The organism is Alteromonas stellipolaris (assembly GCF_001562115.1).
In the GTDB taxonomy this organism is placed as follows: Bacteria; Pseudomonadota; Gammaproteobacteria; order Enterobacterales; family Alteromonadaceae; genus Alteromonas; species Alteromonas stellipolaris.
Genome location: NZ_CP013926.1, coordinates 1,777,634 through 1,800,986, shown reverse-complemented (window position 1 = coordinate 1,800,986; position 23,353 = coordinate 1,777,634). Strand labels below are relative to the sequence as shown.

Genomic DNA, 23,353 nt, shown 5'->3' with positions numbered 1-23,353 from the left:
ATAATTAGCTGCCTCTGTAACTGCTGAAGCCAAAAGGAGAGATAAGTAAAGGCACATGGTAATGACCGCCATTACTCTCAAGTTCAAACGCAATATCTATATGCGGGTAAAAGCTCTTTCCATGGGTGGCAATTAAGTAGTCATGGCTATGAAAACGCAGTGTATACACACCCGCTTCGAATTTCTGACCCCATTGATTGAAACGTCCATCGTTATCGGTTTTACCGGTAAGTACGTCGCCATTAGGCAAGGTAAGGGTAAGTGCAATGCCTTCAACAGGTTTGCCCGATGTAGTGTCTAATACATGACTAGATAAGGTATTCATTAATGTTCGTCCTTGGCAGCTAACGCTTTGTCTATGCGTAACAGGGTAATTTTAATTTGTTCTTGGGCAGCGTTACGAATTTCTTCATCGGTGCTGTTTGGTAATCGTGCTTGCAAGGCGCTAAGCATTGCTTCAGCAGATAGCCCGGTGGCACAAATGATGAAAATAAAACCGTGCTTTTCAAGATACGCTTGATTGGCTTCTTTTAGCGTAAGCAGCGTAGCTTCTGATGCACCGGCAGTGCCTGATTGCTCGCCACTGGCTATGGTTTTCGTATTGGCAAACTTTTTACGTAACGAATCTACATCACCAATCATAGGATGAGCGGTGAATGCCTCTAAAAAGTCTTCGTTGCCACATTTTGACCATGCGGTTTTTGCATATTCTTTTACATCGTTGATGGTGCCAAAAGGGCGGCCGTTAACCATGCTGTAAATCCACGACTGTGCTGCGCAGGTTTGTTGAAACCAATCGGTAGCAGTGCTGGCCGAAAGAGTATTAAGTTCGTTTAAGGTCATACATTATGTTCCTTATTTTTAAATGTCGCGGCTTTAGTAACAGCAGTATCTTGATTATTGTCTTCACTGGCGTGTAAACGTTGAATAATTTGTGAAGCAATAGACACCGCCACTTCAATAGGACGCTTGCCGGGTATTGAAGTATCACCAATAGGGGTTGCTAATCGCGCTAGATCACTTTCATTAAAACCACGGTGTTCTAATTTAGTAATGAAACGCTTGGCTTTAGTTTGTGAACCAATAAGCCCCACAAAAGGCAACGCAGGGTATTTCAAGGCTTGCTCGGTAATGCGGTAATCGAGTTGATGGTCGTGGGTCAATATTACCAACCAGGTGTTCTCTTCAAGCCCACGCACTTCCGTTTCTGGTGCTTCTTCTACCACCTTTTTAACGTTTGCTGGCAGCGGGTGGCTGAACAAATCTTCACGGCTATCAATCCACGAAATGCGAAGGGGAAGTTGCGCCAAAATAGGAACCAGCGCTTTTGCCACATGCCCTGCGCCAAAAATTGCGATGTGCTGCGCATGGCGATTGCAGACTTCAAACAACACTTTAACCGCACCGCCACAGCATTGCCCTAGCTTACTGCTAAGGGGGTATGAACGTATTTCGGTACTCGCATTATTTTTACCCTGCTCGCCAACAGAACCAGTTCCAGTACTTAGCATCTCTCTAGCGGTTTTAATAGCGTCGAACTCTAAATGCCCGCCGCCAATCGTATCAATGCTTTGTGCATCGGTAACCACCATTTTGCTACCGGCTTCACGTGGAGTAGAGCCAGCAATACTAATAACCGTTACAATAACGTAAGGCGCACCGTCTTGCTGACACTGCGCTACTGCCTCATACCAGGTACTCGCTTTCATTGGTGTTCCTGTTGCGCGTTCTGCACATGTACGGCTTGTTGCAATTGCATTACTGCATTTAATACGCGTTCTGGTGTTGCTGGCGTATCTAATTGTGGATCTTGGCTGTAACCAGAAATACTTGAAATAGCATCTTTCAAAGCACACCATACCGAAATCGCTAACATGAACGGAGGCTCACCTACCGCTTTTGAATGGTAAATACTGTCTTCCGCGTTTTCTCTGCCAAAAAGTTTCACATCAAAATGCTTAGGAGTATCGCCAATAGCAGGAATTTTATACGTAGCCATGTTTTCACTGGTTAAGCGACCATCGTTATTCCAAACCAGTTCTTCTGTAGTCAACCAGCCCATGCCTTGAATGAAAGCACCTTCTATTTGGCCAATATCAATGGCGGGGTTCAAGCTATTACCCACATCGTGCAGAACGTCTACTTTATCAACCGAGTACTCACCACTTAGGGTATCAATAGACACTTCACTAACCGACACGCCATAAGAGAAGTAAAAAAACGGTCGGCCATCGCCAGTTTCACGATTGTAATGCAGTTTCGGCGTTTTATAGAATCCATTAGCTGATAAAGACACGCGGTCGAAATACGCCACCTGAACTAAATCGCTAAACGCTTTTTGATGTTCGCCTAATACAAGATTACCTGCAGTAAACTGGACCTTTTCGGCTTGCTCTGGCATACCTAGCTCGGTAGCAAAGCATAGCGCTAAGCGTTCCTTCAAGGTAATACAGGCATTTTGAACGGCTTTACCGTTTAGGTCTGTGCCGCTCGACGCCGCGGTTGGTGACGTGTTCGGTACTTTGTCGGTACGGGTGGCAGTCACTTCTATCATGTCCATCGACACACCGAATTCATTCGCCGCAATTTGGGCAATTTTGGTGTGTAAGCCTTGGCCCATTTCGGTGCCGCCATGATTCACTTGAATGCTACCGTCGGTATAAATGTGTACCAGCGCGCCCGCTTGGTTCAAGTGCTTTGCGGTAAAGGAAATACCAAACTTAACAGGCGTTAGCGCAAGGCCCTTTTTAATCACAGGGCTGTTGCGGTTAAACTCGGTAATCTCGTCCCTACGTGCCCAGTAGTCGGTGTCTTTTTCTAGTTTCGCTATCATTTCGGGCAGTAAGTTATGTTCTACTTCCATTCCATAAGGGGTAGTAGTGCCAGTTTCCGGCCCGTATAAATTTTGTTTACGTACGGTTAGCGGATCTACTTCTAGTTTGCGTGCCATGGCGTCCATCATAGCTTCTGCCATGATCATTCCTTGCGGGCCGCCAAAGCCACGGTAAGCCGTGTGCGATACCATGTTAGTTTGCAGGCGATGACCTACAATGTTGCTTGCACCTAAAAAGTAGCCGTTATCGGCATGAAACATAGCTCTGTCGACAATAGCGTCAGACAAGTCAGGCGAATGCCCACAATTGCCATTAATATCTACTTTTGTGGCAACAATTTTACCGTTTTCATTGAAGCCTACTTCGAAGCTGTTATCGAAAGGATGGCGTTTACCTGTTACGTGCATATCAGTACTGCGAGGTAAACGACACTTCACTGCACACTGATTGCGAGAAGCTAACAAAGATGCTAAACAAGCCCACTGAGCAGCTTGGGTTTCTTTACCACCAAACCCGCCACCCATGCGGCGCATATCTACCATCACATGATGCAGCTTAATATTGAGCACTTCGGCCACTAGTTTTTGCACTTCACTAGGATGTTGGCTTGAGGTATACACCTTCATGCGTCCATCTTCGTCAGGAATAGCTAGCGACACTTGCCCTTCAAGATACATATGCTCTTGGCCGCCAATAGAAAGGTTTCCTTTACAGCGTAAAGGTGCAGCGGCAAGTTGGGTATCTGCATCACCTTGGCCGAACCTATGAGTAGGGCGCACAAAACGTTCATGTTTGTGTGCTTCTTCGGTGGTAAATACCGCTGCCGTAGGAATAACCTTAATGTTACCTTTTAATGCCGCTTTACGGGCTAAATGTACCGATGTAGCAAGTACAGCAAAATAAGGCTGACCGTAAAATTTCACTTCGCCATTAGCAAGGAGCGGATCGCCTTCAAAAACCGGCCCAATGTCTTTATGGCCAGGCACATCATCGATGGTGATAACATCTACCACACCTTCGCTTGCGCGTACGGCAGATAAATCCATAGATTCAATAATACCTGCCGCGCACTGGCTTGTGCCTATTGCGGCGTAAAGCGTGCCTTGCGGCTCTACCAAATCGTCAATATATTTCGCACTACCAGAAACCTGCCTTGCAGCGCTCTCATGCTTTACCGACGTATGAACAACCTGAGTTGAGGCTGAGTCTTTTGCGCTATCGATAAGTTTACGCATGTTGCACCACCCGAGTTTCAATTTTATTGCTTGCATGGCTGCTTGTAGCACTGCCAGTTTGGCTAGCGTTTTGATGCTCTAGCCAGAACCGATGCCATAAATTAGCCAGTACAGTTTTACGATATTCTGCGCTAGCTCTCACATCATCAATTGGTGAAAACGCTTCGCTTAAAATTTGCTTACCAATATTTAAGCATTCGCTACTTGCCCATTGTTTACCACTTAATGCGCTATTCAGTGCTTCGCAGCTAGCAGGGGTTGCGGCAACACCGCCAAACCCTGTGCTAACATCTTCCACTTTGCCTTCATTCAAGGTTACTTTGAACACGGCACACACGGCAGAAATATCATCTTCCATACGTTTTGAAATTTTGTACGCGGCCACTAACTCATTTGCTGTTAGGTAAGGAATTTCAATGGCAGATAACCATTCGCCTTTTTGTAGGGCCGTTTGGCGATAGCCGGTAAAAAAAGCGTTTACAGGAACAGTGCGCGTTTGTGTTCCGTTATCTATATGTAATACCGCGTTCAGGGCTAGCAGTACCGGCGGCATATCGCCAATAGGTGAAGCGTTAGCTACATTACCACCCAAAGTGGCTTGGTTGCGTATTGGCAACGAAGCAAAGCGAGTGATTAATTCTGCCAATTGTGGGAAATGCCCTAGCAAAGGTTGCGTCAAATCGCTAAGTGGTGTGGCTGCACCAAAGGTGATCGAATGCTCATCTGTAGTGCATCCATTTAGTGATTTTACGCCACTTAAACTAATTAGCGTGCTCACGTCTTTCAATTGTTGAGTAAACATCAAGCTTAAATCGGTGCTGCCTGCTACCAAGAGCGCATCTGGGTGCTGAGCGATAGCACTGGCCAACGCAGCGCGAGAATCTGGAACGAGTAAATTATTGGTGCCAAGTACTGACGTTCCAGCTAGTTGCTTTAACGAACTTAGCGTTGATGATTCGTTACGCGCGAAGGTGTCATCAGGCGTGTTCCCACACACAGATAATGCTGCATCAATAATAGGGCGATAGCCGGTACAGCGGCATAAGTTGCCCGATAGCGCATGTAACACATCATCTCGATTTGGCGTGCCATCTTGATGATATAAAGCAAACATAGACATAATAAACCCTGGCGTACAGAAGCCGCACTGAGAACCATGAAAGTCTATAAGTGCTTGTTGTACAGGGTGTAATGTATTGTCTTGAGTTAAATGTTCTACGGCAATGAGTTGTTTGCCATGTACAGCCGACATCAAGGTGATACAACTGTTTACCGTACGGTAATGCAACCCATCGAACTGTTGGGTAGGCTCGGCAATCACTACGGTACATGCACCGCAATCGCCTGCAGCACAGCCTTCTTTAGTACCGGTAAGTTTTCTGTGCTCGCGTAAGAACTGGAGTAACGTCAGGTCAGCCCGGGTATCGTCCAATTCAACGAGTTGTTGATTAATAAGAAAGCGAATCATACCCGCACCTCATCACTATTTTCATTGATATATCCATTAATATAGCGGTATTCTTGATAGAAAAGTAGACCATTTGGTCAAATAATTGCTTTAAAAAAAAGGCTTCCCTGAGAATAGCCCCTGATCTGGTAAGCAAAACTGCATACTTGTCGGTGTAATACAGGCAAGAATCGTGCAAGGTTGAATATAGAGAACACAAAGTTAAGTAGAGGTAACGTATAGTGTTTACGTTTTCTGTTTTATTCTAAAACCGTGATAACGTAATACAAACGGATGCCAGATGTGTAGTGAAGGATAAAAAAATAGCGATGACCAAATTAAGAGACACGGACGCAGGCGTAGGCGCCACAAATAAAAGAAACATACTGCAAGCTGCTGAAAAATGTTTCGCCCAGTTCGGCTTTAAAGGTACGGCGGTTCAAAAAATTGCAGATGAAGCGAACCTGCCTAAAACCAATGTGCTTTATTATTTTAAAACGAAGCAAGAATTGTATGTGGCAGTGTTAGAAGAAACATTGTCGTTGTGGAATTCCCATTTCGACAGAGCCACTGTAGATGACGATCCTGCTGAAGTGTTAGCGGCGTACATTACAGAAAAAATGGAAGTATCTCGCACCCATCCCCAAGCTTCTAAAATATTTGCGATGGAAATTATTAACGGTGCGCAGAACTTAACCGGTTACTTTGATGAAGAACATGCCAAATGGATGGAAGGGCGCTTAGCGCTTATCGACCAGTGGATTAAAGTAGGCAAACTCCCTCAGCTTGATGGCGAATACTTACTTTACACCATTTGGGCCAGTACCCAGCATTATGCAGACTTCTCTGCTCAAATTACCCGTCTTCGTGGTCGTAAAATGATTAAGGCCGATTTTGAAACGGCCACACGCCAGTTAATTCAATTGGTGCTAGGAGGTTGCAACCTGCCAGTGCCAAGTCGTTATATTGAGAATGTTGATGTCGAATAATTCCCATACTTACCCTCGCGATCTTATTGGTTACGGGGCTGATGTACCTAAAGCAAACTGGCCGAACGGCGCTAAAATTGCCCTCCAGTTTGTATTGAATTATGAAGAAGGTGGTGAAAACTGCGTGCTTCATGGTGATGAGCACTCTGAAACCTTTTTGTCTGAAATTATTGGTGCACAAGCATTTAATGACAGACATCTTAGTATGGAGTCTATTTACGAATACGGGAGTCGAGCAGGGTTCTGGCGACTTCATCGTTTACTCACCAGCTACAATATTCCGGTAACGGTGTTTGGTGTCACTATGGCCATGCAGCGTCATCCAGATGCCGTACAAGCCATGTTAGATGCCAAATGGGAAATTGCTAGTCACGCCATGCGTTGGGTCCACTATCAAGATATGGATGAAGAGACTGAACGCAAAGAAATAGATGACGCTATCATTTTGCATGAGCAGCTTACTGGCAAGAAGCCGGTTGGCTGGTATACGGGGCGTACCAGCCCTAACACACTCAAATTAATAGCTGAGCGTGATGACATACTTTACTGCGCCGACTCTTATGCCGATGATTTACCCTATTTTGATAATCATTACAGCAAACCTCTTTTAATGGTGCCCTACACGCTAGATACCAATGATATGCGCTTTGCTGCGCCACAAGGTTTTAATAGTGGCGAGCAATTCTTTCAATATCTAAAAGACGCGTTTGATGTGTTGTACGACGAGGGCAGTGAAGCGCCTAAAATGCTATCAATAGGCATGCATTGCCGTATTTTAGGGCGCCCGGCCAGAATGGCAGCATTAAAACGTTTTATAGAATACGTGCAATCTCACGACAAAGTGTGGCTTGCTACCCGTGAAGACATTGCGCGCCATTGGCTAGCCGAACATCCTTTAGTTGAAAAATCCCAGTAAAGTGTAAAGCTATAAGAAGCAAGCTACGCTATATAAACTGGAGAAATAAAAATGAAAGTAAAAATTGCCTTATGTTTATTAACAGCGCTCGTGTTAACGGGCTGTTCGAAGCTAAATAAAGAAAACTACGACAAACTAAAAATGGGTATGTCTCAAGATGAAGTATCATCGGTGATAGGGGCTGCAGATAATTGCGCAAAAACCATGGGCGCAGTGTCGTGCGTTTGGGGTAACGAAGAAGCGAAACACGTAAAGATAGTCTTTATGGGCGATAAAGCCGTTACCTTTAGCTACGATGGTTTAGAGTAGGATTAGCAAGCGCGATCTACGTTTAGCCTAAGTAGTTTAGATAATTTAGATAGATTAACGAATTTAGGTTAAGCACAAAAAAACGGTGAAGATTATCTTCACCGTTTTTTTATATGCTAAGCATAGGGCTGTGTGTACTATTTTAGGTCAAATATATAGCGCAGTATAAACACACCCGCCAATGCGTAGGTTAAGCCGCTCACTTCTTTGAATTTACCGGTTCCCATCTTAATACCCACATAGGTAATAAAGCCAAGGGCAATGCCTTCGCTAATACTAAAAGTAAGGGGCATAGCTATTAGCGCAACTGTTGCGGTAGCAAGGGCGCCTAAATCGTCGAAATCTATCTGACGTATGGCTTCCATCATTAATATACCCACCATAATGAGGGCAGGGGTTGTTGCCATCAACGGAATGACCTTCATTAGTGGCGTAAGGAATAAAGCTAAAACAAAGCACAGCGCAACGACCACCGCGGTTAACCCTGTTCTACCACCGGCTGATGCCCCAGTAGCAGACTCAACATAGCTGGTGACCGGTGATGTACCAATAAACGCACCTACCACACTGGCAGAAGCATCTGCAGTCATAGCAGGGCCAATCTTAGGTAATTTTCCGTTTTTATCTAGCAGGTTCGCACGGCGAGAAACCCCAATTAAGGTCCCGATGGTGTCGAACATATTCACGAACATAAGCGCAAATATTAGGTCCCATGTTTCAGCGATATGATCAATAGGGTACCAAAAGTCCATTGCCATAAAGGTGTTTGATATAGGTTCTGGTAAGCCAATAATGGCTTCAGGGGTTGCGGTTAACATGCCGTTTTCTGTGGGCACAAACGCACCAATAACGGTAAGCAATACGATAGAAATAAGAATACCGCCGGTCACCTTTTTTACTACCATAACAATGGTAAAAATGATGCCTAGTAAAGCCAGCATCACCGCAGGGTTAGATAAATCACCAAGGCTCACGAAAGTAGCTGGGTTATCTACAATTAGCCCAGCATTTTTAAGGCCGATAAAAGCAATGAATAATCCTATGCCGCATTGCACACCAATTTTCAGGGCAGGGGGAATAGATTCGGCTACTTTTGTCCTAACCCCAGTTAGGGAAAGAAGCAAAAATAAAATACCGTTCCAAAACACAATTCCTAAGGCTGCTTCCCAAGGAATTTCTCTCGACAAACAAATAGTAAAAGCAAAAAAAGCGTTCAACCCCATACCAGGCGCAAGCGCAATGGGATAGTTAGTCATAAACGCCATCAGTAAAGTACCCAAACAGGCAGCTAACGCGGTTACCGTGATTAATCCTTCGATAGGCATGCCACTTAAACCAAGGATCCCTGGGTTTACCACTAAGATATATGACATGGCGGCGAAAGTAGTTAGCCCCGCTACCACTTCTGTTTTTATTGTGGTTCCATGCGCCTGAAGCTTAAACAGGCGCTCTAATACGTTATTGGACATGTAGATTTCTCTATGCGTTGAGTCATTTATCATTATTTGATGTTGCATGAAGCAAAAACTTGACCACTTAGTCAGTTTGTTGGTGCGTTTTGTGCTACGGTAATCATAGCCAGAATACGCAAAGTCAGTGGTACGCCAGTGAAATTAACTAATAAAGGTTTTAAAAACCGTGTATTTCACATCGGAAGCGTTATAACAACGCCTGACTAAATCAACGCTAGAAAAGAAGTTGCGCACTAATTAAGATCAAAATGCATCAAAATGGTGCACTTCTAACTGTGAGGGGCCATGTCGCTATCAACAATAATTCAAAAACTCCCGAAGGCTGAACTGCACTTACATATAGAAGGCAGCCTAACACCTGAGCTTATGTGGCACCTGGCAAGTAAACATAGTATCACGTTGCCATATAAAAGCATTGAAGAGATAGCTGCCGCCTATCAATTTACTAACTTGCAAAGCTTCCTTGATATATATTACGCCGGTGCGGGCGTGCTCATTGATGAAGATGATTTTTACGCGTTAATGTGGGCGTATTTCACCCGATGTCATGAAGACAATGTGGTTCACACCGAAATCATGTTTGACCCACAAACCCATACCGCAAGAGGTATAGGATTTGATGTATTCATGCCCGGTTTTTTGCGGGCTATGAAAGATGCACAAAGGCAGTATGGTATTTCTAGTTACTTAATTATGTCTTTCTTAAGGCATTTACCAGAAAGCGACGCCTTCGCTACGCTTGAAGCTGCCAAGCCTTATTACAGTGTAATAGATGCGGTTGGCTTAGACAGTTCTGAATTGGGTCACCCACCGTCTAAATTCGAACGGGTGTTTCAAGAAGCGCGAGCGTTGGGCTTTAAAATAGTCGCTCATGCCGGTGAAGAGGGACCGCCAGAATACATTTGGGAAGCACTAGACTTGCTTAACGTAGACCGGATTGACCATGGCGTACGGTGCCAAGAAGACGATAAATTGATGGCTTATATTAAGGCCAATCAAATTCCTTTAACCGTGTGTCCATTAAGTAATTTGAAGTTGTGTGTGGTAGATGACTTAGCCAAACACAATATATTATCGCTTCTTGATGAGGGCTTGATGGTTACGGTGAATTCAGACGACCCAACGTATTTTGGTGGGTTTTTAAATGATAATTATAAAGCCTTGTGTGATGCGCTACCTGTAACAGAAGCACACGTGAAGCAACTGGCTATTAATAGTTTCGAGGCGAGTTTTTTACCGGATGACATTAAGCAACAACACATTGATCACATACATGCTTTAACAAGCTAAGCTGATATGCCGCTCATTGTATCTTAGCTTGTTATAGCATTTATGCGTGGGCGGCAACCATTTCAGATTTAGTGGCATCAATCACTTCTGCTAACCCGTTAACCTGTACTTCAATTTCATCCCAATTATCGGATGCAGATAATATTTCAATAGATGAAGCTTTGTGACGCAACAGTTCGGCACCCACATCACCTGAAACACCTTTAATAGCGTGGCTAATAAAGCGAACTTCTTCTCGCTCTTTATTTGAAAGCGCAGTAATAAGCGATAAATATTTTTCATCGATTTGATTAATAAACATTTCAACTACGCGTTTCAACAGCGCGTGGTTTCCCGCTAAGCGTTGTAAAGCTTTTTCATGTTGCCATAGCGAGGTACTATCAAAATTCATAACGATATCTTTGCCTTATAAACCATGTGGAAAGTGCAAGTAGGTAGTTTACTCGCAAAACTGTATATCAAATAAATTTAATTGTGAACCCATTTACAGGATGGTTTCGCCTGTTTAATTTAAGTCACATTTAAATTGTGTTTTAACGTTCTGTGGCATTTATCGTATGGCATCTCTTGTGGCACCTTTTATGGCATTGGCTTGTCAGTAAAACCTGCTTACTAAAATCTGCATTCAAATTACCAATAATATAAGTTTAGCTGAATATATACTAAAGGCTAATAACGAAAAAGATGGCGTGGTCGATACTTGGTATTGGAAAGGTTTAAAGAAAAAGTTGAGAGGAAAAACGACAGCTATGGATATGCGTGCGCAAAATGTGCTTATTGTTGATGACGAACCCGTCAATATCGTCATTTTAGAGTCAGCGGTAAGTAGCTTAGCGAACGTAATTAGTACCAGCGACAGTGTAGAAGCCCTTCATCTTATTGAAACACACAAACCCGACTTAATTATTCTTGATATCAGTATGCCCAAGCGCTCAGGTTTCGACATCTGCAGAGCGGTGAAGGCGGATTTAGGCTTACGAGAAATACCGATACTTTTCGTTACATCATTTACCGACAGTGAAAATGAGCGAAAAGCGCTTGCATTGGGTGCTATTGATTTTATTGCGAAACCTATTGATATCGAAATTTGCAGGATGCGGGTAAAGAATCACCTTTTAATTCAACGTCAAAAATCACAGCTAGCTATTTACAACGAAAGAATTCTTGAAGAAAAAGAGCAGCTAAACATTACGCTTAATGCTATCGCTGATGGGGTTATCGCCACAAATGCAGAAGGTATCGTAACGTTTATTAACCCGGTTGCTCAGCGCTTAACGGGCTTTAATGAATTTGAAGCATGCGGGCGCATGGTTGATGACATCATGGAGTTACGAGACGACACTACGAATGCAGTAATGATTAATCCTGCGTTATACACCATGAAGGTTAAGCGACCTGTTGCAATGGCGTTTAACGTAAAGTTAGTGAGCAAGCAAGGTGAAGAGTGCAGGGTAGAAGATACGGCATCTCCAATTTTGGATACGCAAGGCAATGTTAGAGGGGCCGTTGTGGTGTTTCAAGATGTGTCTGAAACGGTGGCAATGGCCGTTCAAATGGCCCATGTCACTAACCACGACCAACTCACTGGCTTACCTAATCGCGTGCTATTGCATGACAGAATTGTTCAGTCTATTAATCGTACCGACAAAGCGCAGCATAGTGTCGCCTTGTTACTCATAGACATTGATAATTTTAAATATTTGAACGATGCGCTAGGGCACAAAGTCGGCGACTCCATTATATTGTCTATATCAAAACGCCTTCAACAAGCATGCGGTGCGTCAGCAACGCTGGCAAGGGTGGGCGGTGATGAGTTTGCATGTTTGTTGACCCATGTAGGTAGTGGTTTAAGTGCCGATGGGGTGGCAATGAGTTGCTTGCAAAGTGCAAGGGAGCCTATTCACATTAATGGCCGGCATCACCAACTAAGTTTGAGTATTGGCATAAGCTTGTATCCTCAAGATGCCTCTAGCGCAGAAGAAATGATGCGTCACTCAGACACCGCCATGTATCGCGCAAAAGCCACAGGTAAAGACAAGTTCAGCTTCTTCTCGAAAGATCTTCAACTGGCCATGCGCAAGCGTGTTGAAACCGAAGTAAAGCTTCGTAGCGCACTTGATAACAACAGCTTGGCGGTATTTTTCCAACCTAAATACGATTTAAATTTGAACAAGGTCGTTGGCGCGGAAAGCCTTGTTAGAATCATCGACGAGGATGGCAATACAATCTCACCGGATGAATTTATTCCTTTGTCTGAAGAAACAGGGTTGATTCATCGGTTAGGTAAGCAAGTTTTGGTAAAAAGCTGTGAGTTTATTGCTAAGTGTGTTGAAGCAAATAAACCGCTTGTAATTGCAGTTAATGTGTCAGCCCTGCAAATAGCAAACCCTTGCTTTGCTAAAGAAGTTGAGGAAGTGATTGTTTCGTCTGGAATTGACCCAAGGCTGTTAGAGTTAGAGGTAACCGAATCTGCATTAATGGACGATTTTGACCAAACGCGAAAAATGTTACTCGCGCTTTCCTCGTTGGGGCTTTCACTAGCACTAGATGACTTTGGCACTGGCTATTCAAGTTTATCTTACTTACGTCAGTTTCCTTTAAACGTACTTAAAATTGACCGCTCTTTTGTAAAAGATATGGATCACGAACCCCAGGCGCTCGATATTGTTACGGCTATTGTTCGCCTCGCTAATTGTCTTAACATGATACTGGTGGCAGAAGGGCTTGAAACCGAATTGCAGTTTCACTCGCTGAGGCAGTTGGGCTGTGAATATGGCCAAGGTTACTACATGTGTAAACCTATATCAGAAGATGAATTCACCGCACGATTTTTAAATCAAACATCGCTAACCATGTAATAACAAATTTAAAAACCTGAAAAGATGGAAGTTTCTTTTTTTGGTTAATATTTTTTAAGTGTTACTGTAGTATAGCGATACTACGATCTGCCCCTCAACCTCTTAAGATAGTCTTGTTAAATTTATGCAGTTAGAACTAAAACCATACTCGGCATGCAAAGTACTCATAGTCGACGATGAGCCTATTAGCAGGATGCTTTTAACCTCAATACTCGAGCCTTTCGTTACTTGTATTTCTGCTGCAAGCGGCAAAGAGGCAATTGGCCAGTGTGTTACCCATAAGCCCGATCTCATTCTGTTAGATATGAATATGCCTGATATTGACGGGCTTACGGTTTGTCGAACCTTAAAAGACAGCGCTGATACTGCTCACATACCTGTTGTTTTTGTTACTTCTACTATTGATGTTGAAACTGAAAATATGTGTTGGGAAGTGGGGGCTTCAGATTTTGTTTTAAAACCAGTTACCGCCTCTACACTTGTGCATCGCATAAAAAACCACTTACAAGGTAAGCTACGCACAGAACTACTTAAAAAAATGACCTTTCACGATCAGTTAACAGGTCTATACAACCGAATGTACTTGAGTAATGAAATTCCATTATTAGTAAAGCAAGTTGCTCGCGACCATAGCACCGTAGGTGTCATCATGATTGATATTGATTTTTTTAAACTCTACAACGATAACTATGGCCACCTTCAAGGTGATATCTGCCTTCAAAAAGTGTCAGAGCTTATAGCTGAACATGCTCGACGCCCTAAAGATGCTGCCATTCGATTTGGTGGTGAAGAATTTATGTTGGTATTACCTTATACCGATTTGAATGGAGTAAAGAAAATTGCAGAAGATATTGTGGCTGCAATAAGAAGTGAAAGCATTACGCATTATGCCGGTAAAGGTGGAATGCTAAGCCTTAGCGCGGGCTATGCTGTCAGATCTGCCGTTGAATTACAGGACACGGGCGTATCTTCACTTATCGAATCTGCTGATATTTTTCTCTTTGAAGCCAAAGAGTCTGGGCGTAATCGCGCCATAGGTTAAACCGCTTCTCCCTTAGAATAATAGCCTATTGTTTAATTTTTTTTATTTGCAACAACCACTATCATTGCCGTAATGGAGCAGTGTAAAAACTGTAGTGGCTCCTCTTTCCCTTAGAGGGCTTCTTGATTTTAATGGCGGTTTGCTATGTCTCAACAATTCAATAGTAAAGAACAGTACCCTATTTCCGTTTCTTCAACGGTACTTAACTTTGAAAAAGTACTTAAGTCTGGTTGCGACATATTATCCATGCAGCAAGGCATACTCTTGCATGTTACTTGTGAACATATCGATGTTATTGCCAAAGCAGATGCCTCTCTAGCTCCCAATCAATCACTATTGCCCCCTTTTCCTGTTGATATAGCTTCTCTTCCTTCCAGCCAGTTAGAAAGCTGCACTGAGGTTAATCTGTGGGCGAAACAAAACTTATCGGCAAAAGACTTCATTATTGGTCGCGTTCACCGTGTTGGTAACTATCACGTTATATTAATACTGGTAAACAGTGTGGAAGATATAGAATCTTCTTACGATAAAGGAAAGTTGTCTCTACTTGATAACTGGTTAGAAAGCGTTTTACAAAAAGAACGTGGTGCTGACGATAATTCAATAAAGCATGCTGAGTTGTTTGCAAAGCTGCAGTCAGTGGCAAATATAGGTGTGTGGGAAGTTGATATCGTCGAGAACGCGCTTTTTTGGTCTTCTCAAACCCGTGTTATTCATGAAGTGCCTCAACACTATGCGCCAGAGCTAGGCTCTGCCATCGAGTTTTATAAAGAGGGGGCAGATCGCGATGAAATCACAAGATTGGTAAATCACGCGATACAAACAGGCGAACCATGGACCGTTACCTTGCAGATAATTACTGCAAAGGGAAATTCTGTATGGGTCGAAAATCACGGTATGGTTGAAATGTTTGAAGGCCAATGTGTTCGGCTTTTTGGTACGTTTCAAAATGTTGATAAATCGGTAAAGCTTCGCTTGGAGCTAGAGGATAGACAAAAAGATGCAGAAGCGGCGTTTAAAGAGCGAGGTCATTTGTTATCTCGTATCAGCCATGAACTGAGAACGCCGCTTAATGGTATTACGGGTATGCTACAGGCCATAAAGTTCGAGCAGCGAGTGAATATTCGAGAGCGTAAAACTGATTTAGCGCTTAAGAGCGCCGACCGTTTATTGTTGCTTATAGACGATGTTTTAGACTACACCGAAATTTCCAGTGGTGAACTTGTACTGAAAAAAAATGACTTCTGCGTGCGGGCAATGGCAGAAGAGCTGATTGATGTATTTAAACCCTTGTGCAAAGAAAAAGGCCTTCGTTTATTTGCGGTGCTGTCGTTCCCTGAGAATACCTATATAAATGGTGATGCCAATCGAATAGGGCAGATTATTTCCAGATTATTGAGCAACGCCATTAAGTTTACTTCACGAGGGCACATTTCCATACAATTAACGCTAAGAGAAGCGTTCAATGTGCCTAACTTGCTTATTTCCATCGAAGACACTGGTGAGGGAATGGATGAGGCAACTAAAGGTTCGTTATTCACGCCTTTCATACAAGGGCAAAAGCAATCGGCCATTAAAGGCAGTGGAACAGGTTTAGGGCTTTCTATCGTAAAGCAGTTAGTTGAGAAAATGGATGGCGAGATAGAGCTTCGTTCTGAAATGAATGTAGGCACTAGCTTTGATATTGTCCTTCCTGTGGCCCTTACTGATGTTAAACAAGGCCTGCTTGAACACTCCGATGCTCTATCATCAAGTTTACTCACTATCCCTTTGTCTATTCTGGTGGTAGACGATAATGATATTAACCGCATCGTGCTTGCCTCCATGTTGGAAAAATACAATTTCATTGCCGATGAAGCTGAAGATGGTGAAGTGGCGATACAAAAAGCCAGAGAAAAGGACTACGATCTTATTTTCATGGATTGTGCAATGCCAGTGCTCGATGGCATATCAGCCACTAAAGTCATACATGAAGAAGGGTTGATGCACAGCCAAGGTAGTATTGTAGCAGTAACGGCCAATACGTCAGAAGAAGACAGAAAAGCGTGTAAAGAGGCGGGGATGTCGGCGTTTTTGTGTAAACCTGTCGATCAACGCAATGTTGCCTTAGAACTCAAGAAAGTCTTGTTGAGTAAGTCTCTAGAAATGCATCAGTGACAGCGGGAGCCCGCTGTCACAAGTTAGCGAACATTTACAGTTCGCTATTGCTTAACAGGAATGTCAGTTTTCACCGTATCCCAGTTTGTGGTAATTTCCTCAATAACCACCGAGCCTACAGCGTAAGCGGCTTCTACAGCCGATTGAAGTGCTGCGTAGCCTTCCCCTGAGCTTTCTAGCTCTAAGTTTTTGGCTGCCGTTAACCCAGCTGGCTGCATGGTGAAGTTACTGGCAGTACGAAGAATCAGTACGCGGTCTTTATCAACCAATTTAGCATTGTCTAGGTAAGTAAGCGCTTGTAAGGTGGCTGAATCTTCCATGCCTGAGGTAACAAAGTTGCCTTTACTTTTGGTCCAATAGTTAACCCAGTCGTTAGCCCAGTCGTTTAACAATGCGCCATGCCAAAATGTAGACGCCGATAGATGTGAGCCTGTCATAATAGTCGGGGCGGCAAGAGCTTTAGGGTATCCCGTGTAGGTAGCACGTAACTTATCCATAGCGGGAGTGTTAGGTAGCGCCGTATCTTTCGTTAGGTTGTACGCCCAATCTCTTAAACTCGCATTTAAAATATAAACTTCACCGTTAGGCGCTTTTTCGGGGTTTACTGACGCTGCGTTAGCGTAAGGTGAATGAGTGAAAAGGGGGAAATAACCGGTTTTCCAATCGCTTGGGATTTCACGTGCATCAATTTGATGGGCAAGGTCGCCATCAACTACATAGTCAGTCCACACGGCTGAGCCTATCGTCCCATCAGCGGGATCCATGCCGGCAATACCCGCTACAAGCCAGTAAGCATGCGTTAAATCGAATCTAGGGTCTAGTCCTAATGCCATTATAGCGGCAGAAGCACGGGCGATACCCATGCCCGTTACAATACCCATTACACCTGTGTCTTCATTCACAAAAATATCGTGATGCCCATGAGGAAGAGCATAGCGTGTTGAAAGGTTTTGGTTCTTTTTCCACAGTTGGAACTCACCCGCTTTGTCGCCTTCGTCTTCGCCAATTTCGAACATGGCCACCACAACAGCTTTGATTTCAATAGGGGGAGTGGTTTCAGCGCAGTGCCCAGAAGAAGCGAAAAAAGAAAGGGCGAGAATAGCATTAGCAAAATAGCGCATTAATAATTGTCCTCTTAGGTATAAAAAAAGGTAAATCTACGAGGGTAGATTTACCTTTACATTATTTATATTACAACAACTTATATTTCAGTAGCTTAGAACTTATAAGCGAACTTCGCGCTCCAATGACGTGGTAATTCAGGCAATACAACCTGGCTACCGAACAAGTCAGGGAAGTTAGCACGGAAATAACGCTCATCCGTTAAGTTTTTAACGGTGAAGTTAACAGACCAATCATCAGCTTGGTAAGACACACCTGCGTTCACTAACGTGTAAGCAGGAAGCATTACCGAAGCAGAGAAACCAGATGCTACTTCTTCAACGTCAACAACACTCACGTTAGCTGCATAGCCGTTTTGGAAGTCGTAAGTGGCGGTTACTGTGTACACGTTTTCAGGAATACCTGCTTTACGTGCATCAGTGTTAGCAAAACCTTCACCAATTAAGTTCAAGCCAATCACGTTGCCACCGAATACCAATGAAGGATCGGTAAGGCTAGTTAAATCTTCAGCACCTAGGAAACCAAATTGGCTACCATTTTCTAGTGCAGTAAGGTTAATAACTTTAATATTCGTGTAACCAGCCGACATAACAAGGTTTTCGTTCACTACCCAGCGTAGTTCGAACTCAGTACCTTTGTTGTTGGTGGTGTTGTTCGTTACCGTGTTTTGGCTGCTGAAGTCGGTTCTTTCCATTTCAAATGATGAAAGTGCAAAGTAAAGGGTGTCATCTAGTAATGAACCCTTAATACCAAACTCGAAAAGTTCAGACGTATCAAACGCACCATCTTCTAATTGACCTACGCCAATTTCAGCACCCTGACCTGCAACAATTGTTGCTTGCTCAGCCGCGGTGATATAAGGAATTAAGCCAAACGGAAGTTCGTAAGAAATACTGGTGTTCCAAGACCATCCACCTACGGTGTCTTCAGCAGAAACTGGTGTACCTTCATTGCCTTCAATGCGAGCACCCGGTAACAATAAGTCCTGACGTGAAGTCGTTTCAATATCAATAGTGTCATAACGTACACCTAGTACAAGGTTTAATCCCCAGTCCCAGGTAAGATCAGTCATTGCACCAATACCTAAATCAAGGTAATTACCTTCATCGTAGTTGTCATAGTTCATGCCTGAGCGAGTAGACAGTAAACGTCGGTCTAATGCTGAGGAAGCCATGGTTAAATCACGACGGTTAAAGTACTCATAGGTAAAGTCATCACCGTGTAGAAAATCGGTGTAGCGAATTGACGGTGAAATTTGGAACTGTGCTAACAAGCTATCGTTTTCATATTCTGTCGCGAAAACAATTTTATCTTCAATAACCCAGCTGTCATGGAACTGAGAGAAACCGTACGCATTTTCATTGATATTATCGTATGAATCGTAGAAGAACTGGTTACGAATTTCCCAGTTGTCTGCGTAATAAATAGTATCGAAGTAGAACGTAATGGCTTCGTTACCAAGTTGGTCATCTGGAGCAACCAATACTTGGCTGCCGCTTAATGTGGTAGTTCCAACATTTTCTAGTGCCATTAAAGCAGTTGCTTCGTCATCAGTAAATGCAGCGCCAGGCACGTAGAAAAAGCTGTTACCTGCAATATTTACTGCACCATACTCTTCATGACTAATTGAACCGTCGCCGTCAGTATCAAGCGATTGAGCAGTACCGGTAATATAAGTGCCATCATCGATAAGTTCTTGCGTTAAGCGGTTCCAACCAGCAACTTGGTTGCCGTCGTAATCGTGGTACATACCACCAAATTCAACACGAAGATTATCAGTAATGTCGATGTTGAACGCGGCTTGCAGAATGGTTTGATCAGTTTGCGTATTTTCGTAATAGCTATCTGAGTTTTCAACTTCACCGTACAGGTAATACCCTACTGTTTTGTCGCCAACTTGCGCTGGACCACCTACTTCTGCCGTTAACACACTCTTGTCCCACGAACCCGTAGTATAAGAGATTGCACCTTCAGGCTTTTCTAAATATTGACCAGAAGAAGCACGTGCAGATTTAGGGTTAAAGTTTAAGTAACCACCAATTTTAGACGGGCCGTAAATAGGAGAAGCTGGGCCACGTACAATATCAATTCGGCTTGAAGCACCAATTGGGGTAGGGTAGTTACCCGGGTTGTCTAAGCGTTTCACGCCACGGAAGTAGGTTTCACCAGGCGTACCACGTACGTCAAGCGAGCCTGCAACACCAAAGAAAGACTGGGTAAATGTACCAGGGGCAAATGCTACTAATTCATCAATGTCTGAAACGTTAAAACGCTCCATTTGCTCTTGTGAAATAGTTGACGCAGAACGTGGCGTTTCAAGAATTGATTTTCCAAAACCAAAAACTGATTCAACATCTTGACCAGGCAAACTGCCCAGTGACCCTGTTACTTCAATTTTTTCAACGTCAGCGTCTTTCGGCGCAGATTCAGCGTCTTGTGCAAGCGCAATTGAAGGCACTGACAACGTCAGACCGAATGCCAGCGCACGGGCGAATGGGTTTAGTTTGAATGTAGTGTTAATCATGGTTTCCTCTATTTTTAATAGCCTTTAAAAAGGCCTTTTATACTTTTTTATTTTTCTGTCTGGGTAAAAGCACAATGAGTGCCAGCTTCTTGTCCAGTTGGTCAGGAAATTAAATAAATTTAAATTTATGATTTAATTGAACTTTTTATGATGGGGTAAACACGTTGATGTTACTAAAATGTGAAGTGGCACAAAGCTGGTGGTTCTTTGCACCAGCATTGTGATATTTCATGTGGGCTTTGCACCAATTTTGCCCTTTATACTTCACCTTGTGTTTTTGGCGCTGATTCAGATGCTTCCTGCGGTGTTGTTTGCGGTGCACTGGGTAAAGTGAGATCTAAAATGATAGCGGTAAGCCCGGCAGACGTAACAGGAGAGAGTAAAACGTTTTCCAACCAAGTAGGAAGCTGAGATAGTGCACTTGGTACCATCATTACACCAATACTCATGCCTAATGCACACGCGGTAATTAAGCTACTTCTTCTATCTAACGCGTAGCTGGCAAGTAGCTTTAAACCACCCACAGCCACCATCGCAAACATCACTAGTGTTGCCCCACCTAACACCGGCTTAGGTATTGCTTGTAGCACGCCTCCCACTGCTGGAAACAGGCCAACGAAAACAAACATGCCTGCTACAAAGAAGCCCACCTTTCTACTCGCAATACCAGTAAGCTGAATAACCCCATTGTTTTGACCAAAAGTGGTGTTTGGAAAGGTGTTGAAAGCGCCTGCAATCATAGAATTTAGTCCATCCCCTAAAATACCCCCCTTGATACGCGATAAGTAAAGCGGGCCTGACACGGGTTCTTTGCAAAACAGGCTATTAGCGGTTAAGTCGCCCGCAGTTTCAATTGCGGTAAATAAGTAGATAAGCGCAATGGGTAAAAACAAGGTAATGTCGAAGCTAATGCCAAACGCGAAGGGCTGTGGAATCGCAATAGCGGGTAGGGTAGTTAAGTGGGAAAAGTCTAACCCCTTGGTTACCCACACATAACCTGTGCCCACCGTCATGCCTACAAAAATGGCCGATAGTCGTACCCAATGATTATTCGATGCATTTAAAAATACAATAATCAGTAAAACGCTTACCCCTAAGCCTAAATTGTCTAAACTCGCAAAAGATTCAGCGTTAAACCCACCGGCTAAATCGGTCATTCCTACGTTAATGAGTGATAACCCAATGGCGGTAATAACAATGCCAGTAGTTAGTGGTGTGATAATGCGCTTTAGCTGGGTAACGAATAAACTAAATACCACCTCAACCACCGCGCCCGCTAACGTAAGGCCAAAAAGAAGTGACAAAATTTCTTCGCTGCTTCCACCTTCATTTTTTACTTTCATTCCAGCCAAAAGTAACGCACTAATAAACGCAAAGCTGGTGCCTTGAATTGCTACTAAGCCACTGCCTACGGGGCCGATTTTCTTAGTTTGAATAAAGGTGCCCACGCCACTAACAAAAAGCGCCATACAAATAAGATATGCCGTATGCTCGGTAAGCCCTAAAGTGGCAGAGATAATTAACGTTGGTGTTATAACTCCTATAAAGCTAGCAAGCATATGCTGAAATGCGGCGGTCAAGCACGCTACCGCATTGGGTTTATCGTGCAGGCTATAAAGTAAGTCTTGATGTTTTTCTTGCATGATTATTCCTTATCGCCGCTGCACAGTTCGCTTTCAAACTTACAGATGAATGCGCGAAACGCTGGGGTTTGGGTAGGCACAGTATCTAATGCAACTTGATTTTCAAATTCAGCCACCCGCTGATGGTACAAAGCAAGTTGCTGTGCTTTTACATCCGGTTGTAAAAAGCTGTACTGCAAACTGTTGGTACCTAATGTGAGTACTTCTTCCCAACTTAAGTTGAATTCGGTTACCGCAATATAAAACTCATCGGTTAAAGTGGAGTCGAACATGCCTCTGTCATCGGTAGACAGTGCGGTAGGAATACCAGTTCGCAAGTATTCTGGAAACGGGTGGGCGTCAAAGCTGGGTACATATTCCAACAATAGATTGGAAATAAGGTTAATTTCTATAAGGTAGTGGCTGTTTCTCATTTGCAGCAAGGTATCTGGGTCGAATATGGTATTTAACCCGTGCCCAATTCGTTCTGCACCAAGTAATAACGTATCGCGCACGTTTGAGTCAGCAGTTTCTGATTCGCCCGCATGAAAGGCCAACAAAATTTTAGGGTATTTAGCCCGTAGTGAGCGAAGGGTTGAAGCGAAGCGTTTTGGTTGCCCGCGCATGTCATCCTCTCTACCCACCAAGTTGATACCCACATATATCTCTCTGTGTTTATCGACAAAGCTATAAATCCATTCCAATTGAGCTTCAGCGTCGGGTAAAAAGCGCACTAAAGCGTACTGAAAACGAACGGTTACGCCCGTTGCTATCGCTTCTTCGCTAGTGAGTACATGAGTATAAATTGCCAGAGCTTCATCAGGCGTATAAGGGCTGCCATCCGGTTTTTTTGCATAGCGTACATTTAGTTGGGTTTCTAAATATTGCAGGTTTTCTGCTTGATAGGCCTGCATATTAAGAAGCAGAATTTTCGACACTAACGTGGGGTTAGCGGTTAACTCGTTTAGGCGTTGCCAGTGGGTGGAAAAGAATTCTTCTCGCCCTTCTGAGGGCGTATGCAAGCGAATACTGTCCATAAAATCTTGTTTCTGATTTTCGTTAAGTAGCGCTAACTCGGTATAATTTTGTTGCAGACAATCAGGAAGAGTTATCCACGTGGTTTCGCTGATGGTGTGAAAGCGCAGTGCGCTTTGTTTATCTGATTGGCACTTTTTATCGCTCACCTGAGTGTAATAGGTATAACCACCATTTTTTGTAGGATCTGCCCCCAGTTCATACCACCATTCGCTAAACCCTGAACCCGACAAGTGGTGATGTAGTTCACCTCCTTTGGGCATGGCTTGTAAAAATTGATACATCTGGCGAGGTGTGGCGGTTTTTTTGAAATTTTCAAACCACAACGACATAGAAAATGAAGAATCAGCAACCGCACTTGAAGCGGCAACGCTTTTATAAGCCAAACTGGTAAGAGAGATAAATAGAACAAGATAGAAAGGTAAAATGGTAAGTCGCAAACGCATGAGTACTACAGAATAATTAAAATTATAATGCGGGTGGATTGCAAGAAGCTGACCA

18 protein-coding genes are annotated in these 23,353 nt (G+C 43.5%); 7 read left to right on the top strand and 11 right to left on the bottom strand.

Features of this window, described 5'->3' with window-relative positions; translation table 11 throughout:
- Positions 1–4: 4 nt before the first annotated feature.
- From uraH to xdhA, 5 genes are read right to left on the bottom strand one after another with little or no spacing between them, the layout of a single operon-like run.
- Positions 5–325, bottom strand: a complete 321-nt coding sequence (uraH, locus tag AVL57_RS07530) for a hydroxyisourate hydrolase (RefSeq protein WP_057792616.1) — start codon at positions 323–325, stop codon at positions 5–7.
- Positions 325–843: a 2-oxo-4-hydroxy-4-carboxy-5-ureidoimidazoline decarboxylase gene (gene uraD / locus AVL57_RS07525; protein WP_057792614.1), complete on the bottom strand. Its 519-nt coding sequence runs from the start codon at positions 841–843 to the stop codon at positions 325–327. The genes uraH and uraD overlap by 1 nt, the downstream gene beginning before the upstream one ends.
- Positions 840–1,709: a xanthine dehydrogenase accessory protein XdhC gene (xdhC, locus tag AVL57_RS07520; protein WP_057792612.1), complete on the bottom strand. Its 870-nt coding sequence runs from the start codon at positions 1,707–1,709 to the stop codon at positions 840–842. Before xdhC ends, uraD begins: the two co-directional genes overlap by 4 nt.
- On the bottom strand, positions 1,706–4,069 hold the full coding sequence (gene xdhB, locus AVL57_RS07515) for a xanthine dehydrogenase molybdopterin binding subunit (RefSeq protein ID WP_057792609.1): 2,364 nt from the start codon (positions 4,067–4,069) through the stop codon (positions 1,706–1,708). Before xdhB ends, xdhC begins: the two co-directional genes overlap by 4 nt.
- The gene (gene xdhA, locus AVL57_RS07510; protein WP_057792608.1) at positions 4,062–5,537 is read right to left on the bottom strand and encodes a xanthine dehydrogenase small subunit; all 1,476 of its coding nucleotides are present in this window, start codon (positions 5,535–5,537) and stop codon (positions 4,062–4,064) included. The genes xdhB and xdhA overlap by 8 nt, the downstream gene beginning before the upstream one ends.
- Positions 5,538–5,845: 308 nt before the next feature.
- Between xdhA and AVL57_RS07505 the strand changes: the two genes are divergently transcribed.
- The 3 genes from AVL57_RS07505 to AVL57_RS07495 are packed head-to-tail and all read left to right on the top strand — an operon-like array spanning position 5,846 to position 7,730.
- Positions 5,846–6,505 (top strand): TetR family transcriptional regulator C-terminal domain-containing protein, encoded by a 660-nt coding sequence (locus tag AVL57_RS07505; protein WP_057792606.1) that lies wholly within the window; start codon positions 5,846–5,848, stop codon positions 6,503–6,505.
- Complete coding sequence (gene puuE, locus AVL57_RS07500) at positions 6,495–7,421, top strand: allantoinase PuuE (RefSeq protein ID WP_057796222.1); 927 nt, start codon at positions 6,495–6,497, stop codon at positions 7,419–7,421. Before AVL57_RS07505 ends, puuE begins: the two co-directional genes overlap by 11 nt.
- 51 nt (positions 7,422–7,472) lie before the next feature.
- A complete protein-coding gene (locus AVL57_RS07495; RefSeq protein ID WP_057792604.1) occupies positions 7,473–7,730 on the top strand; it encodes a hypothetical protein in 258 nt (85 codons plus the stop codon).
- 137 nt (positions 7,731–7,867) lie between these two features.
- On the opposite strand, the gene AVL57_RS07490 is transcribed toward AVL57_RS07495, so the two are convergent.
- Entirely contained in the window at positions 7,868–9,199 is a 1,332-nt protein-coding gene (locus AVL57_RS07490) for an NCS2 family permease (RefSeq protein ID WP_057792601.1), read from the bottom strand.
- Between the two features lie 288 nt (positions 9,200–9,487).
- Between AVL57_RS07490 and AVL57_RS07485 the strand changes: the two genes are divergently transcribed.
- Positions 9,488–10,492, top strand: a complete 1,005-nt coding sequence (locus AVL57_RS07485; protein WP_057792599.1) for an adenosine deaminase — start codon at positions 9,488–9,490, stop codon at positions 10,490–10,492.
- 40 nt (positions 10,493–10,532) lie between these two features.
- On the opposite strand, the gene AVL57_RS07480 is transcribed toward AVL57_RS07485, so the two are convergent.
- Entirely contained in the window at positions 10,533–10,883 is a 351-nt protein-coding gene (locus tag AVL57_RS07480) for an Hpt domain-containing protein (RefSeq protein ID WP_057792597.1), read from the bottom strand.
- A 358-nt stretch (positions 10,884–11,241) separates the two neighbouring features.
- On the opposite strand from AVL57_RS07480, the gene AVL57_RS07475 reads away from it, so the two are divergent.
- The 3 genes from AVL57_RS07475 to AVL57_RS07465 all read left to right on the top strand — a co-directional run bounded on the left by AVL57_RS07475 (position 11,242) and on the right by AVL57_RS07465 (position 16,549).
- Complete coding sequence (locus AVL57_RS07475) at positions 11,242–13,350, top strand: GGDEF/EAL domain-containing response regulator (RefSeq protein ID WP_057792595.1); 2,109 nt, start codon at positions 11,242–11,244, stop codon at positions 13,348–13,350.
- Between the two features lie 124 nt (positions 13,351–13,474).
- Positions 13,475–14,392, top strand: a complete 918-nt coding sequence (locus tag AVL57_RS07470) for a GGDEF domain-containing response regulator (protein WP_057792594.1) — start codon at positions 13,475–13,477, stop codon at positions 14,390–14,392.
- 144 nt (positions 14,393–14,536) lie between these two features.
- Positions 14,537–16,549, top strand: coding sequence for an ATP-binding protein (locus AVL57_RS07465; RefSeq protein ID WP_057792592.1), 2,013 nt, complete (start codon positions 14,537–14,539; stop codon positions 16,547–16,549).
- Between the two features lie 44 nt (positions 16,550–16,593).
- Here AVL57_RS07465 and AVL57_RS07460 read toward each other — a convergent pair whose 3' ends face one another.
- The 4 genes from AVL57_RS07460 to AVL57_RS07445 form a co-directional block, all read right to left on the bottom strand.
- On the bottom strand, positions 16,594–17,670 hold the full coding sequence (locus tag AVL57_RS07460) for a purine nucleoside permease (RefSeq protein ID WP_057792590.1): 1,077 nt from the start codon (positions 17,668–17,670) through the stop codon (positions 16,594–16,596).
- 95 nt (positions 17,671–17,765) lie between these two features.
- Positions 17,766–20,195 carry a TonB-dependent siderophore receptor gene (locus AVL57_RS07455; protein WP_057792588.1) on the bottom strand — a complete coding sequence of 810 codons (2,430 nt, stop codon included), beginning with the start codon at positions 20,193–20,195 and terminating at the stop codon, positions 17,766–17,768.
- Positions 20,196–20,452: 257 nt separating this feature from the next.
- Positions 20,453–21,838 carry a uracil-xanthine permease family protein gene (locus AVL57_RS07450; protein WP_057792586.1) on the bottom strand — a complete coding sequence of 462 codons (1,386 nt, stop codon included), beginning with the start codon at positions 21,836–21,838 and terminating at the stop codon, positions 20,453–20,455.
- Between the two features lie 2 nt (positions 21,839–21,840).
- Positions 21,841–23,298 carry an adenosine deaminase family protein gene (locus tag AVL57_RS07445; RefSeq protein WP_057792584.1) on the bottom strand — a complete coding sequence of 486 codons (1,458 nt, stop codon included), beginning with the start codon at positions 23,296–23,298 and terminating at the stop codon, positions 21,841–21,843.
- Between the last annotated feature and the right edge of the window lie 55 nt (positions 23,299–23,353).

Excerpts from the sequence above, each read along its gene's own strand:
- AVL57_RS07445 (WP_057792584.1), bottom strand. The coding sequence starts at position 23,298 with ATGCGTTTGCGACTTACCATTTTACCTTTCTATCTTGTTCTATTTATC.
- AVL57_RS07470 (WP_057792594.1), top strand. The coding sequence starts at position 13,475 with ATGCAGTTAGAACTAAAACCATACTCGGCATGCAAAGTACTCATAGTC.
- AVL57_RS07490 (WP_057792601.1), bottom strand. The coding sequence starts at position 9,199 with ATGTCCAATAACGTATTAGAGCGCCTGTTTAAGCTTCAGGCGCATGGA.
- xdhC (WP_057792612.1), bottom strand. The coding sequence starts at position 1,709 with ATGAAAGCGAGTACCTGGTATGAGGCAGTAGCGCAGTGTCAGCAAGAC.
- uraD (WP_057792614.1), bottom strand. The coding sequence starts at position 843 with ATGACCTTAAACGAACTTAATACTCTTTCGGCCAGCACTGCTACCGAT.
- AVL57_RS07505 (WP_057792606.1), top strand. The coding sequence starts at position 5,846 with ATGACCAAATTAAGAGACACGGACGCAGGCGTAGGCGCCACAAATAAA.
- AVL57_RS07495 (WP_057792604.1), top strand. The coding sequence starts at position 7,473 with ATGAAAGTAAAAATTGCCTTATGTTTATTAACAGCGCTCGTGTTAACG.
- xdhA (WP_057792608.1), bottom strand. The coding sequence starts at position 5,537 with ATGATTCGCTTTCTTATTAATCAACAACTCGTTGAATTGGACGATACC.
- AVL57_RS07480 (WP_057792597.1), bottom strand. The coding sequence starts at position 10,883 with ATGAATTTTGATAGTACCTCGCTATGGCAACATGAAAAAGCTTTACAA.
- uraH (WP_057792616.1), bottom strand. The coding sequence starts at position 325 with ATGAATACCTTATCTAGTCATGTATTAGACACTACATCGGGCAAACCT.
- AVL57_RS07485 (WP_057792599.1), top strand. The coding sequence starts at position 9,488 with ATGTCGCTATCAACAATAATTCAAAAACTCCCGAAGGCTGAACTGCAC.
- AVL57_RS07460 (WP_057792590.1), bottom strand. The coding sequence starts at position 17,670 with ATGCGCTATTTTGCTAATGCTATTCTCGCCCTTTCTTTTTTCGCTTCT.
- AVL57_RS07450 (WP_057792586.1), bottom strand. The coding sequence starts at position 21,838 with ATGCAAGAAAAACATCAAGACTTACTTTATAGCCTGCACGATAAACCC.
- xdhB (WP_057792609.1), bottom strand. The coding sequence starts at position 4,069 with ATGCGTAAACTTATCGATAGCGCAAAAGACTCAGCCTCAACTCAGGTT.
- AVL57_RS07455 (WP_057792588.1), bottom strand. The coding sequence starts at position 20,195 with ATGATTAACACTACATTCAAACTAAACCCATTCGCCCGTGCGCTGGCA.
- AVL57_RS07465 (WP_057792592.1), top strand. The coding sequence starts at position 14,537 with ATGTCTCAACAATTCAATAGTAAAGAACAGTACCCTATTTCCGTTTCT.
- AVL57_RS07475 (WP_057792595.1), top strand. The coding sequence starts at position 11,242 with ATGGATATGCGTGCGCAAAATGTGCTTATTGTTGATGACGAACCCGTC.
- puuE (WP_057796222.1), top strand. The coding sequence starts at position 6,495 with ATGTCGAATAATTCCCATACTTACCCTCGCGATCTTATTGGTTACGGG.